This window comes from Bacillus sp. REN16, assembly GCF_020731355.1.
Classification (GTDB): domain Bacteria; phylum Bacillota; class Bacilli; order Bacillales; family Bacillaceae_L; genus Ferdinandcohnia.
On the sequence record NZ_JAJFZK010000004.1, the window covers coordinates 159,539 to 173,354 of the forward strand.

Sequence of the window (13,816 nt, forward strand, 5' to 3'; positions counted from 1 at the left end):
GTGGGAGAGGCTATAGTTATTACATCAGGAAAAGGTGGAGTCGGAAAGACGACTACGTCTGCTAATGTAGGCACTTCCTTGGCTGTGCTAGGGAAACGTGTGTGTTTAATAGATACAGATATTGGCCTGCGAAATTTAGATGTTGTCATGGGTTTAGAGAACCGCATCATCTATGATTTAGTAGACGTTGTTCAAGGTCGTTGTAAGCTTAAACAAGCTTTAGTAAAGGATAAAAGATTCGATGACCATCTCTATTTACTGCCAGCTGCCCAAACAAGTGATAAGACAGCAGTAGAGCCTAGCCAAATGAAGATATTGGTCGAAGAGTTAAAACAAAATTTTGATTATATTGTTATCGACTGTCCTGCCGGTATTGAACAAGGTTTTCAAAATGCTGTTGCTGGCGCAGACAAAGCAATAGTTGTTACAACACCAGAAGTTTCAGCAGTTCGTGATGCTGACCGGATTATCGGATTACTAGAAAAAGAGGAAATTGAGCCGCCACGTCTCATCGTGAATCGGATTCGAAATCATATGATGAAGACAGGCGAAATGCTCGATATCGATGAAATTGTTACACATCTATCCATTGATTTAATTGGAATTGTGGCAGATGATGATGCAGTCATTAAAGCTTCCAATAGTGGTGAACCAATCGCATTAAATTCAAGCAGCAAAACAGCGATCGCCTATCGAAATATCGCACGAAGAATTTTAGGAGAATCCATTCCTCTACAATCTCTTGAAAACGACCAAACAGGTATGTTCTCAAAGATTAAGAAATTCTTTGGTGTCCGTTAAACCACCTATTTAATCGGGTGGTTTTTTCTTTTGCCTGGAAATGAATCTAGCTAGTTATTAGAAAAACTTACATTAACCATGAGGATTAGGTCCTGATTTTTCTTAAAAAGAGTCTTGTTGGCGGGGGTCTTTACCTATTATTAGAAATAAAAGGTAAGGAATAATTTACCAAAACGGGCTTGCTCTTATAATTATTGAAAATGATGTAAGGAAAAAATAATCATTTTTTAATAATAAATATTGAACTTGTAACAATTATGCTATTCTACCTAGAAAAAGTTTTGTGGGAATTACGCGTGAATAATATAGGTAAAACCTCATTTTCTTTGAATAACCCCTATAAAAATAAACTTCTACCGAATATATATTACTTCGTTCTAACCTCCTAGTTTGCATTTTACAAAATAGGTAAAAATTACCAAATTCCTAATATTCAAAATATTATCCTGTTTTTCGACACTTTTTCCACTTTTAAATAGCTACTACATTTAATGTATACCTGTTCATCTACATAATGCGGTTTCTACTGGAAAATCGCAATTTCGATCTAGAGAAAAATGGGGGGACTTTAACAACCCAAAGCATTCGAAAGGACAGGAATTCAAGAAAAGGAGGTTGCTTACGTAATTACAAAAAATTATAAGGGAGGAAACCTGATGAGGAGGAACGGGAAACGTAGGTTAACGAAGGTAGCAAGTGTGTTAATGTGTGCGCTTTTACTCGTGCCTGGTGTTACGTTGGAGGCATCTGCACAAACAAAGGATTCTTCAACATCCTATCTGGGAAGTAAAAAAGGGGTAGCTTCAACTAAAATTTCGAAGAGCTTGCAGGACCAGTATGCGAATGAAAAAATGGTTACATTTCTTGTTAAATTCAAGGAACAAGTGGATTCAAAGGCAGTAGCAAATGAAGCGGCTAAAAAAGCTAGTTTACAAAAAGCTACGGCAGCAAACACGAAATCCATTAAGCGAAATGCTATCGTTTCAGAACTTCGAACAACTGCAATCGAAACACAAGGCAATATTAAGGAATACCTTGAAAAAGAAGAAGCGGCAGGAAATGCAAAAGATATAAAATCCTTCTTCATCGTGAACGGAATGGGGGTTACTGCGACTAAGGAAGTAATGGAAAAAATCGCTTCATTCCCTGAGGTTGAAAAGGTGTTACCAAATGAAATTCGTCAATTGCATGCACCTGTTAAAGCGGAGAAGTCAGTGGCTGTAGAGTCAAAGGCAAGCCCACAAAACATTGAGTGGAATATTGATCGTGTTGCTGCTCCACAAGTATGGGAAATGGGAATTGATGGTTCAGGAACAGTAGTTGCGAGTATTGATACGGGTGTTCAATGGAACCATCCGGCACTTGTGGAACAGTACCGAGGCTATAATCCTGCAAGTCCTACTAATCCGAACCATCAATATAGCTGGTTTGATGCAACGGCTGGCCAATCTGCACCATATGATGATATTGGCCACGGAACGCATGTTACAGGTACCATGGTTGGGGCTGAACCAAATGGAGGGAACCAAATTGGGGTTGCTCCAGGTGCGAAGTGGATTGCTGTAAAGGCATTTACATCTGCTGGTGGATCAGATTTGGATCTTCTAGAAGCTGGAGAGTGGATTATTGCTCCAGGAGGTAATCCAGATATGGCGCCAGACGTTGTCAACAACTCATGGGGTGGCGGACCAGGATTAGATGAATGGTATCGTCCAATGGTTCAAAACTGGAGAGCCGCTGATATTTTCCCGGAGTTTTCAGCTGGTAATACAACATTAACTAATCCTGGTGGCCCTGGGTCAATTGCTAATCCAGCGAATTACCCAGAATCTTTCGCAACAGGAGCAACGGATATCAATGATCGTTTGGGAAGCTTTTCGTTACAAGGCCCATCACCATATCCAGGCGATATGAAACCGGATATTTCAGCACCGGGAGTGAATATTCGGTCATCAGTACCAGGGAGCGGCTATGAAGGAGGATGGAATGGAACTTCAATGGCTGGACCTCATATTTCCGCAGTTGTAGCCTTATTAAAACAAGCAAATGCATCATTAACAATTGAACAAATTGAAGAAATTATCACAACAACTGCAACTCCTTTAACGGACGGTACATTTCCGGAATCACCAAACTTTGGTTACGGTTATGGATTGGTAAACGCATATTTAGCTGTATCCTCTGTTGCTTCCGGGCTGGGAAAAATTAAAGGTCAGGTTGCAAAAGATGGTGTAGATGATGCAGCTCCAACATTTGAGCACACTGCACCGGGTGAAACATATGCAGGTATGGATTTACCACTAAGTATTTCTGTTAAAGACAATGTAAGTATTACATCGGTAGTGCTTCAATATGAAAATGAAGCTGGCGACTGGACAAATGTAGCCACTACTCAAACATCCGGTACTTACAATGAAGGAGCATACGAGGCAGTCATTCCAGGGCAAGAAATATCGGTGCCAACTGTTTCATATCGTTGGAAAATTGTTGATTTTGGTCAAAACGATATAACAACAGATGTTTATGAAGTTTCTGTAGAACCGGGAATTTCAGTTGGTTATTCCCAAGACTTTGAATCTGCTCCAATCGGTTGGTTCTCTTTTGGCGCCGAGGACACATGGCAATGGGGTGCTCCAACAAGTGGTCCAAATGGTGCTTACTCAGGAGAGAACGTTTATGCTACCAATTTAGCAGGAACGTATAATAGTCGAGCGAATATGACGCTTGTAATGCCTCCAATTGATTTACCAGCAGAGGGTGCTGCATACCTGCAATACATGAATTGGTATAATCTTGAACGTAACTGGGATTTTGGTCATGTGTTTGTTTCGACCGATATGGAGAACTGGACGCAGCTGCGACGTATCACGGATGTTTCTTCAGGCTGGCAGTCTGCGCAAGTTGATTTATCGGAGTATGCAGGTCAAAGAATATATATTGGATTTAACGTAACAACAGATGGAAGTGTAGTTCGTGATGGATGGTATATTGATGATGTTCGTCTATCAGATGAGCCATTGACAGAAGGAAGTAAAGCCAAATTAGGAGTTATGCCAACTAAAGGTGATGACTCTGTTGCTCTTAAAGAAGGGGAAAAAGTAGACCCAGCAAAAATTAAGCCAGAGGGTTCACAACATGACATGAAGGAAGTCGATGTTGATAAAGTTAACCCGCAAGCATTACCATTATACGCTCAAGTAAGTGTTATTGAATCCGGCAGATCTGTTACGACTAATCCTGCAAACGGTGCATTTGAATTAATCCATGGAACAGGAGACTTTACAGTTGTTGCTGAAAGCTATGGATATCACCCGGCACAACAAACGGTAACAGTTGAAGCTGATGGTGAGGCCGTAGCAAACTTTGTCTTAGAAGAAAAAGCAAAAGGGACGATCTCAGGAACGGTAACAAATGCTGCAACTGGTGAACCAGTTTCAGGTGCAACTATGTTACTTGTAGAAGATGCTAACGTAGCTCCTGTTGAGACAGATGAAAATGGTCAATATTCACTAACTGCTTATGAAGGTACCTATACTGTTCGAGTAATGGCACCTTCTTATTACAGTGAATCATTTGAAGTTGTCCTTGAAGGAGACGGAACCTTAGAACAAAACGTTGAATTAAGGCCATTCATCGGATACCCTGGGGAAATTGGGTATGATGACGGTACTGCGGAAAATGCTCGTGCATTCTATGATGCTGGAAATGGCTGGGCTGTGAAAATGTCTTTACCTGAGGGTCACGATACAGCACTTGTGACAGGTGGACTCTTCCGTTTCTGGGATACTTCTTGGCCGACCCCTGGAGGTACAAATTTCAAAGTAGAAGTATGGGATGCAACGGGAACAGACGGTGCTCCAGGTAAGAAACTAGCAGGACCAATTGACGTAACAGCCCTTCGAACAGGTGAATGGACAAATATTGACCTTGCTGCTGAAGGAATCATTGTAGAAGGAGACTTCTATATGGTATACATTCAAGCAGATCCGAATCCTAATGCTCCTGGACTTGGAACTGACGAAGACGGTGAATTTTCAGGGCGCAGCTGGCAGTTTGTTGGTGGCGGATGGTCATTAGCACCTGAAGAAGAAGGCAACTATATGATTCGGGCTACTGTCAATTATGAAGTAACAGCGCCTACTATTACTTCACCAGCCACAGGATTATTTACAAATGAAACCACCGTAACAGTTGAAGGAAAGGCTGCCCCTACAACAACTGTTCACGTCCTAAATAATGGTGAGGAAGTAGCGACAACTGCTGCAACTGCTGAAGGGACGTATTCAGTGGACATTGACTTACAGGTTGGTGAAAACTCATTAACAGCTAAGGCATCAACTGATACTGGTGTTACGGACGAATCCGAAGCCGTTGTAGTAGTACTTGATCAAACAGCACCGGAACTTGCCATAACTAGTCCGGAAGATGGCTTTAAGACAAATAAAGAAGCGATTACTGTAACAGGAACTGTACATGACGAGAATATCGACACTGTTACTGTTAACGGTGAGAGTGCGACGATTACAGATGGCAGCTTTACAAAGCGGATTCTTGTTGAAAATGGTGAAAATAAGATTGAAGCAGTCGCCACTGACAAAGCAGGGAATTCGACTAATCACCAGATTACTGTATTTGCTAAATTTGGTGAGATAACAATAGCTGATCTAAAACCTACTGAAGATGTTCATTTGCAATCAGGCGAAAGTGTGAAGATTGAATTCACAAGTGACCCAGGATTGAATGCAACCTACGCGATACGCTTACCGTTAACAAATACAGCAGGTCTTAGCAATGTGACTGAACTTCCATTGCAAGAAGTTTCGGCGGGTGTCTATGAAGGATACTGGACAGCAGTATCTAGTGTAGTTGCGGATGGTGCTGAAATTGAGGTGATTGTAAGAGACGAGTACGGTAACGAAGCTAGACAATTAGCAACAGGTAAGCTAATCATCAACGTGCAAGAAGATGATGGCAAGCCTGGAAAAGGTAAACCGGGCAAACCAGGTAAGCCGGATAAACCAGGAAAGCCAGAAAAACCAGGTAAACCGGATAAGCCAGGAAAGAATTAATCAAAAATAATGGAGCAGGAAGAAGGGTGGGAAATCTCATCCTTCTTTTTTAGTGATTTTTAGAAGTTGTCCCCACATCCACATACAGGTTGACCGTTCATAGTAATGAAGCTTAAATTTGCTAGATAAAAAGGTTCAATCTGTCATAACCAAGGTCCATCAATCATAAACTTGTACAAATAATATGGACAAGGAATGATGTGAAAATATGAGTAATCGAGCAAACGAAATTAGACGGCGGATTGAAAAGAGAAAACGTGCGAGATACTCCACCTCAGGTTCCCCTAAAAAAGCCGCTCCTCCCTTTTTAGCTAGTGATGAGGAACGATACGGAGGCAGTACATACACATCCATTGATGGTGGAGGGCCAGGTGAAGGAGGGCATCCTCTGTTTCGAAAGGAAGTTTTTCTTTTTAAAGTGTTACTTTCGGCTATTCTTGTTTTATCGATCGGCATTGTATTTAAAAATCAATCTCCGACATTTGAAAAAGTTCGGCATTACGTATCGAGCACGATGGAAACGGAATTTCAATTTGCTGCCGTAACTGAATGGTATACAGATACGTTTGGCAGTCCGCTTGCATTGATCCCTATTAATCAAAATAAAGAAAAAGTTGATACCCCGGCTCCTGGTAAATACGCAATTCCAGCAGTGGGTAAAGTGACTGAAACCTTTGAAGCTAATGGCCAAGGAATTATTGTTGAAACGGATAGTAAAGTAGTAGAAGCAATGAATGCGGGAAAAGTGATTGACTTGGCAGTTAAAGGTGATCTTGGTAAAACCGTTGTGATCCAGCATAGTGATGGCTCTGAAACTTGGTATGGGAATTTAGGTACTGTTGATGTCATGCTATATGATTATGTGGAAACTGGCCAAGAAGTCGGAAAGGTTCAGGAACCAGAAGGTGACAGCAAAGGAACGTATTATTTTGCAATTAAGCAAGGTGAAACATTTATTGATCCGATACAGGTGATAAAATTTGAATAATTATTTAAAACTTCTCAGAAAAATTGAAGTGCATCCTTTGCTTTGGCTCATCGTCGGAGTGGCGGTCATTACTGCCAACTTTAGAGAGCTATTGATGCTATTTATTATCATATTGGTCCATGAAATGGGACATGCCGCATGTGCCCATTTTTTTTCATGGAGAATTAAAAAAATTCAACTCCTTCCATTTGGTGGAGTAGCGGAAATGGATGAGCACGGAAATCGTCCATTAAAGGAGGAACTCCTTGTTATATTAGCAGGACCCCTTCAACATATTTGGATGGTAGTCGTTGCATATTTGTTAACAGCTGGTTCTGTTATTTCTGAAAAGACCTTTGATCTCTTTTTTTATCATAATGCTGTCATCTTTTTCTTTAATCTCCTTCCGATATGGCCGCTAGATGGAGGGAAACTTGTCTATTTATTTTTCTCTTATAGGCATTCCTTTTTTGAAGCTCATAAACGGATGCTAATAGTATCTACCCTGGTTACAATGATCATTTTAATTGTAATTCTAGTCTATGCACCTACTAATCTTAATCTTTGGGTCATTTTATCCTTCTTGATATTTTCAATTATTATGGAATGGAAGAAGCGTCATTACGTCTTTATGAGGTTCTTATTGGAGCGTTATTATGGGAAGCAAGATACGTTTACGAAACTGAAGCCTTTGGTGGTGGATGAAACGGAGATGGTATATTCCGTTTTATCGATGTTTCAACGGGGATATAAGCATCCGATTGTGATCCAAAAGGATGGAGAAAACCAGCTGCCATTAGATGAGAATGAGCTTTTACATGCTTATTTTAATGATAAAAAAATTACGCAACCGATTGGTGAGCTTCTCTACTTGTATTGACGTTGCTAGATAGGTTACATTAAAAATAGAAAAGCGTAATGTCAAAGCGAGGATTAAGACTTTGAAAACAATAATTATGAATGTAAAAACAACTGAAAAGCGTGTAGCAGTAGTCGAGGGAAATAAAGTTGTTGAATTAAATATCCAACAACCTAAACATAAAGAAATCGTTGGAAATATTTATAAGGGGCGTGTGATTGATGTCCTTCCGGGGATGCAGGCGGCTTTTGTTGATATTGGCATAGGCAGGAACGGGTATATTGGACGAGAACAGCTTGCTGCCTACCATCTATCCCCCTCAAGTGATAAAGAAAAAAGCATATCGCATTTTGTTAGACAAGGTGAGGAAATCATTGTCCAGGTAATGAAAGAAGGGGCAGAGCGGAAAGGCCCTAAATTAACTGGTCTAATTGAATTTCCTGGAGCTTCCCTTGTCTATTTGCCGTTTGGCAACTATGTAGCGGTCTCAAGGAAAATGAAAGAAGAGGAAGAGAGGACTCGATGGCGCAGATTTGGACAAACATACCTTCAACACCAAGAGGGTTTAATCGTCCGAACCGCATGTGAAAATCAAGATGAAACAAGGATACTGAAAGAGCTTGAATTTGGACGAAGTCGTTACAAATCCCTCCAAGACCAACAAAAAGACCTCAAGCCGCCAAGCCTTCTAATTGATGCCAATACCCTTGTTGATAAAATCCTCCTTGAGCATCGGTTTGAAACAATTCAGGAAATTGTGATTGATGATGCGGAAGAATTTCGTCAGTTAAAGGCACAATTAGGTGAAGAAAAGGTAAGCTTTTATCGCCGAAAAGAAAATATATTTTCCTACTATGGAATTGAGAAAGAAATTGAACGAGGTCTTAAGCAAATAGTGTGGCTTGACAATGGTGCCTACCTGATAATTGAACAAACGGAAGCTTTGACAATAATTGATGTAAATACTGGTAAATTCCAAGGGAAAGAAAATTTGCGAGACACTGTATTGAAAACAAATATAGCTGCGGCAAAAGAAATTGCAAATCAACTAATGCTCCGTGATATTGGCGGGATTATCTTGATTGATTTTATCGACATGAAGCTTAATGATGAACGTCAAAAAGTGATCCAAGCTTTACGCCGGGGAGCGAAGGAAGACAGAAATCGGGTGACAATTCACGGATTTACCTCACTCGGTATTTTAGAAATTACTCGTAAGAAGACACGAAAGGATCTCTCCGCTATTTTACAGACAAATTGTCCAACCTGTTTAGGAACCGGAAGGATTGATTCTGCTGAAACGGTTGTTTTTAAGCTCGAGCGGGAACTATGGGAGCATCAAGGAATGGACCATGATGCTGTCTGGATTGAAGCGACTGAAGAAGTAATAACTATTTTCCTGGGAGAACAGAAGGAGCACAAAAAAAGATTAGAGGAAGCTTTGTCTATGAAAATCTACATAACTGAAGCAGTTTCATCACGACATGGTTACACGATTAGACAAATGGGCAGTGAAGCCGAAATAAAAGCAAGACTAAATCATTTATTGTAGTTCAGTACTGATAATTCATATTGACTCCACTGTGTCTTTGTGATAATATTTTCATGTTATTGTTTGTAGCACCCAATGCTACAACCGCACATTCCAGGTATGTAAGTTTCCAGTAATGGAGCGCCTGTGTAGTGGCGAGTCTTAGTCCAAATTATAGGAGGTGCAATTATGTACGCAATTATTGAAACTGGCGGTAAGCAAATCAAAGTTCAAGAAGGCCAAGAAATCTATGTTGAAAAGCTTGACGTAGAACAAAGTGGAACAGTTACTTTTGACAAGGTTTTATTCGTAGGTGGCGACAACGTAAAAGTTGGCAGCCCAACTGTTGAAGGTGCAACTGTTACTGCTAAAGTTGAAAAACAAGGTCGCGCTAAGAAGATCATTGTTTTCAAATATAAGGCTAAAAAGAACTACCGTAAAAAACAAGGTCATCGTCAACCTTACACTAAAGTTACAATCGAAAAAATCAACGCATAAGGCTTTCTATCATGATAAAGATAACTATTAACCGAAATAGTTCTGGTAGAATCGACTCATTTACAATGAGTGGACATGCTGAATATGACGATTCTGGTAAGGATATCGTTTGTGCGGGTGCCTCAGCAGTTGCTTTTGGTACCATTAATTCCATATATGCTTTATGTAAAGTAGAGCCGATATTGGAGCAAGAAAAAAATGGATTCCTCCGCTGTCAGATTCCTCATCTTGAGGATGTGACAATAGAGGATAAGGTACAGCTTCTTTTAGAGGGAATGCTTGTATCACTCCAAACGATTGAACTTGATTATGGACAGTATATGAAAATTCAATCATAAAAACTTTATTATATAGGCGGTGAAATATAATGTTCGTAAGATTAGACTTGCAATTCTTCGCTTCTAAAAAAGGAGTAGGTAGTACTAAGAACGGTCGTGATTCAATCGCGAAGCGTCTTGGTGCAAAACGTGCTGATGGTCAATTTGTTTCTGGTGGATCCATTTTATACCGTCAACGCGGTACTAAAATCTACCCTGGAGTAAACGTTGGCCGTGGTGGTGACGACACTCTATACGCAAAAGTTGACGGAGTTGTTAAATTTGAGCGTTTAGGCCGTGACCGCAAACAAGTAAGTGTATACCCAGCTGCGCAAGAAGCGTAATCGTAATAAAACTCTAACCACATGGTTAGAGTTTTATTTTTTATTGGGAATCGTACGATTAGAATGTAGTGTTATTTTTCAAAGTTTGATATAATTTTTAGACAAGATTGAATTCATTCATGTTGTCCTTGGCGGCATTTGAATTTTAGGGGAAATGTTATGAATAAAAATTGGAGTACAGTTGATGTATTAAAACATACGCGACATGATTGGTTAAATAAAATACAACTGATCAAAGGGAATATTTCATTAAATAAGATAGACCGGGTTAATACGATAATCGAAGAAATTGTAATAGACGCTCAAAACGAAACACATCTCACAAATTTACAAATTCCATCCTTTGCTGCACTTATCATGACCTTTAATTGGGAGCCACATAAATATCAATTAGACTATGATCTCGTCGGGGATATTCGAAATTTATCAAACCACGATTTGAATTTAACGGAATGGTCCACACAATTTTTTGCCATACTTGATGAAGAAGTGGACGACCTGGGGGAAAATCATTTATCTCTCACAATCGATTGTTCATCAGAGGAAACCCGATTCTTTTTTGATTTTAGTGGAATACTAAAAAATAGGGAAAACCTTACAAATTGGCTACATACAATGAGTCAAGCAGAACAGCTCCCTAAAATAACGGAATATAAAGTACATAAAGAAGAAGTAAGTTTAACACTACATATTGCATAATGATAAAGACGCATAATTAACCGGAGGTAAAACATGTTTGTTGATCAAGTCAAAGTGTATGTAAAAGGTGGAGACGGCGGTAATGGAATGGTTGCATACCGTCGTGAAAAATATGTTCCAATGGGCGGACCAGCGGGAGGAGACGGCGGAAAAGGTGCGGACGTAATTTTTGAAGTCGAAGAAGGACTAAGAACCTTAATGGATTTCCGTTACCAACGTCATTTTAAGGCAAAACGTGGAGAACACGGAATGTCTAAAAATCAGCATGGGAAAAATGCTGATTCAATGATTGTAAAGGTACCGCCTGGAACTGTCGTAACAGATGACGATACAGGTGTGGTGATTGCAGATTTAACACAGCATGGGCAAAGAGCAGTCATTGCAAAAGGCGGCCGTGGCGGAAGAGGTAATTCACGATTTGCGACTCCTGCCAATCCGGCACCAGAAATTGCTGAAAATGGTGAGCCTGGACAAGAGCGAAACGTAAAACTTGAACTAAAAGTTTTAGCTGACGTTGGTTTAGTTGGTTTTCCTAGCGTAGGAAAATCAACCCTATTATCTGTTGTTTCAGCAGCAAAACCGAAAATTGCAGAATATCATTTTACAACGATTGTTCCAAATCTTGGAGTTGTGGAAACTGAAGATGGACGCAGCTTTGTGATGGCCGATCTTCCCGGTCTAATTGAAGGTGCACACCAAGGTGTTGGTCTTGGACATCAATTTTTACGACATATTGAACGAACCAGAGTTATTGTTCATGTCATTGATATGTCTGCGATGGAAGGGCGCGATCCTTACGAAGACTATCAAACGATAAATCAGGAATTAAAGGAATACAACCTAAGGTTGACTGAACGTCCGCAAATCATTGTAGCGAATAAAATGGATATTCCTGAAGCGGAAGAAAATTTAAAAATATTTAAAGAAAAGCTTCAGGATGATGTGAAAATTTTTCCGATTTCGGCAATTACAAGACAAGGTCTTCGTGACTTATTATTTACCATTGCCGACTTGCTTGAAACGACTCCAGAATTTCCGCTTGAGGTGGAGGAAGATACAAGCACTCACCGCGTGATGTATCGTCACGAAAAAGAAGAAGTGGACTTTGTGATTTCACGTGAAAGTGATGGCTCATTTGTGATTTCTGGGGAACGAGTTGAAAAACTCTTTAAAATGACTGACTTTAATAGAGATGAGTCTGTAAAACGATTTGCACGCCAAATAAGAGGAATGGGAATCGATGATGCGCTTCGTGAAAAAGGTGCAAAACATGGGGATATCGTTAAATTACTTGAATATGAGTTTGAATTTATAGAATAAAGAGATGGAGAAGTTGGGGGGAGCAGCATACATGGATGGCAAATTCTATCTTGTTCGTGAGGATGTACTTCCAGAAGCGGTTCGAAAAACCTTAGACGCCAAGGAACTATTAGACAGTGGAGAAGCACAATCAATTGCTGAAGCTACACAAAAAGTAGACTTAAGCAGAAGTGCCTATTACAAATACAAAGACACTGTCTTTCCTTTCCACACGACTGTGAAAGAAAAAATTATCTCATTATTTTTTCATTTGGAAGACCGATCTGGTACACTATCACAATTGCTAAGAACAGTAGCCGATACTGGTTGTAATGTGTTAACAATTCACCAAACAATTCCGCTTAGGGGAAAAGCGAATGTAACACTTTCTTTAAATACGTCAGGCATTTATTGTGAAGTAACTGACCTCCTTGCTAAACTTCGAAAACTCGAATTCGTAGATAAAGTTGAAATTCTTGGAACAGGAGCATAGGGGGAGACACAGATGAATATAACGAATGTAGGATTTTTGGGACCAAACGCAACATTCACAGAACAAGCGGTAACGGCACTATTTCCTAGTAAGAAAAATATTCCGTATCGAACTATCCCGGCATGTATTGATGCAGTGGAAAATCGGGAAGTCGATGTAGCTGTTGTTCCAATTGAAAATACAATAGAAGGAACTGTAAATTTAACCATTGACTATTTAATTCATGAAAAACAGTTGAAAATAGTTGGCGAAGTGATTATTCCGATTAAGCAACATTTAATGGTGCACCCCGACAATACAATTGAATGGGAAAATGTTGACGGAATTTATTCACATCCTCATGCGATCGCACAATGTCATAAATTTTTATACAATAGTTTTCCAAGTATACAACCGATTGAAATTAGCTCTACGGGTGCAGCTGCGAAATTTGTAAGTGAGCATCCTGATCAAAAGGTAGCCGCGATTGCAAATTCATTTGCAGCTAAGGAATATGGTTTAACAATCGTGAGACATGATATCCACGATTTTGACAATAATCATACTCGGTTTGTTGTTCTTCATAAAGAGATGTTAGATTTAGATATCATGAAGGACAATTCAGGCAATAAAACAACTTTAATGGTTACTTTGCCATCAGACCAGGCAGGAGCATTGCATCAAGTATTATCTGTATTTGCATGGAGAAAATTAAATTTATCAAAAATTGAATCAAGACCCATGAAAACAGGTCTTGGTAATTACTTCTTTTTAATTGATATTGAACAAAAAATGGATGATATTCTAATCCCAAGCGCGATTGCTGAACTAGAGGCACTGGGAAGTGGTGTTACCGTGTTAGGTAGCTATCCATATTATCGCATTTGAGACTTGACCTTTTGGTTGAGTCTTATTTTTTTAAACTTGACCACCCTTCATAATACACATAATTTGTGTAGC

12 protein-coding genes and 1 other annotated feature are annotated in these 13,816 nt (G+C 39.7%); all 12 genes read left to right on the top strand.

Annotated features, from left to right (window positions below; translation table 11 throughout):
* Positions 1 to 801 (top strand): septum site-determining protein MinD, encoded by an 801-nt coding sequence (gene minD, locus LKW28_RS06410; protein WP_229139519.1) that lies wholly within the window; start codon positions 1 to 3, stop codon positions 799 to 801.
* A 656-nt stretch (positions 802 to 1,457) separates the two neighbouring features.
* A complete protein-coding gene (locus tag LKW28_RS06415) occupies positions 1,458 to 5,870 on the top strand; it encodes a S8 family peptidase (protein WP_229139520.1) in 4,413 nt (1,470 codons plus the stop codon).
* Positions 5,871 to 6,078: 208 nt separating this feature from the next.
* Positions 6,079 to 6,858: a M23 family metallopeptidase gene (locus tag LKW28_RS06420; RefSeq protein WP_229139521.1), complete on the top strand. Its 780-nt coding sequence runs from the start codon at positions 6,079 to 6,081 to the stop codon at positions 6,856 to 6,858.
* Positions 6,851 to 7,717: a M50 family metallopeptidase gene (locus LKW28_RS06425; protein WP_229139522.1), complete on the top strand. Its 867-nt coding sequence runs from the start codon at positions 6,851 to 6,853 to the stop codon at positions 7,715 to 7,717. The genes LKW28_RS06420 and LKW28_RS06425 overlap by 8 nt, the downstream gene beginning before the upstream one ends.
* A gap of 61 nt (positions 7,718 to 7,778) precedes the next feature.
* A complete protein-coding gene (locus LKW28_RS06430; RefSeq protein WP_229139523.1) occupies positions 7,779 to 9,248 on the top strand; it encodes an Rne/Rng family ribonuclease in 1,470 nt (489 codons plus the stop codon).
* 72 nt (positions 9,249 to 9,320) lie between these two features.
* Positions 9,321 to 9,400 (top strand) — a sequence feature (ribosomal protein L21 leader region).
* Between the two features lie 16 nt (positions 9,401 to 9,416).
* Positions 9,417 to 9,725, top strand: a complete 309-nt coding sequence (gene rplU, locus LKW28_RS06435; RefSeq protein ID WP_229139524.1) for a 50S ribosomal protein L21 — start codon at positions 9,417 to 9,419, stop codon at positions 9,723 to 9,725.
* Positions 9,726 to 9,736: 11 nt separating this feature from the next.
* Positions 9,737 to 10,063, top strand: a complete 327-nt coding sequence (locus tag LKW28_RS06440; protein WP_229139525.1) for a ribosomal-processing cysteine protease Prp — start codon at positions 9,737 to 9,739, stop codon at positions 10,061 to 10,063.
* A gap of 29 nt (positions 10,064 to 10,092) precedes the next feature.
* Positions 10,093 to 10,386, top strand: coding sequence for a 50S ribosomal protein L27 (rpmA, locus tag LKW28_RS06445; RefSeq protein ID WP_229139526.1), 294 nt, complete (start codon positions 10,093 to 10,095; stop codon positions 10,384 to 10,386).
* 159 nt (positions 10,387 to 10,545) lie between these two features.
* Positions 10,546 to 11,085, top strand: a complete 540-nt coding sequence (locus tag LKW28_RS06450) for a sporulation initiation phosphotransferase B (protein ID WP_229139527.1) — start codon at positions 10,546 to 10,548, stop codon at positions 11,083 to 11,085.
* A gap of 33 nt (positions 11,086 to 11,118) precedes the next feature.
* Positions 11,119 to 12,405: a GTPase ObgE gene (gene obgE / locus LKW28_RS06455; protein ID WP_229139528.1), complete on the top strand. Its 1,287-nt coding sequence runs from the start codon at positions 11,119 to 11,121 to the stop codon at positions 12,403 to 12,405.
* A gap of 31 nt (positions 12,406 to 12,436) precedes the next feature.
* The gene (locus LKW28_RS06460) at positions 12,437 to 12,877 is read left to right on the top strand and encodes an ACT domain-containing protein (RefSeq protein WP_229139529.1); all 441 of its coding nucleotides are present in this window, start codon (positions 12,437 to 12,439) and stop codon (positions 12,875 to 12,877) included.
* A gap of 12 nt (positions 12,878 to 12,889) precedes the next feature.
* Entirely contained in the window at positions 12,890 to 13,744 is an 855-nt protein-coding gene (gene pheA / locus LKW28_RS06465; RefSeq protein WP_229139530.1) for a prephenate dehydratase, read from the top strand.
* Positions 13,745 to 13,816 lie beyond the last annotated feature (72 nt).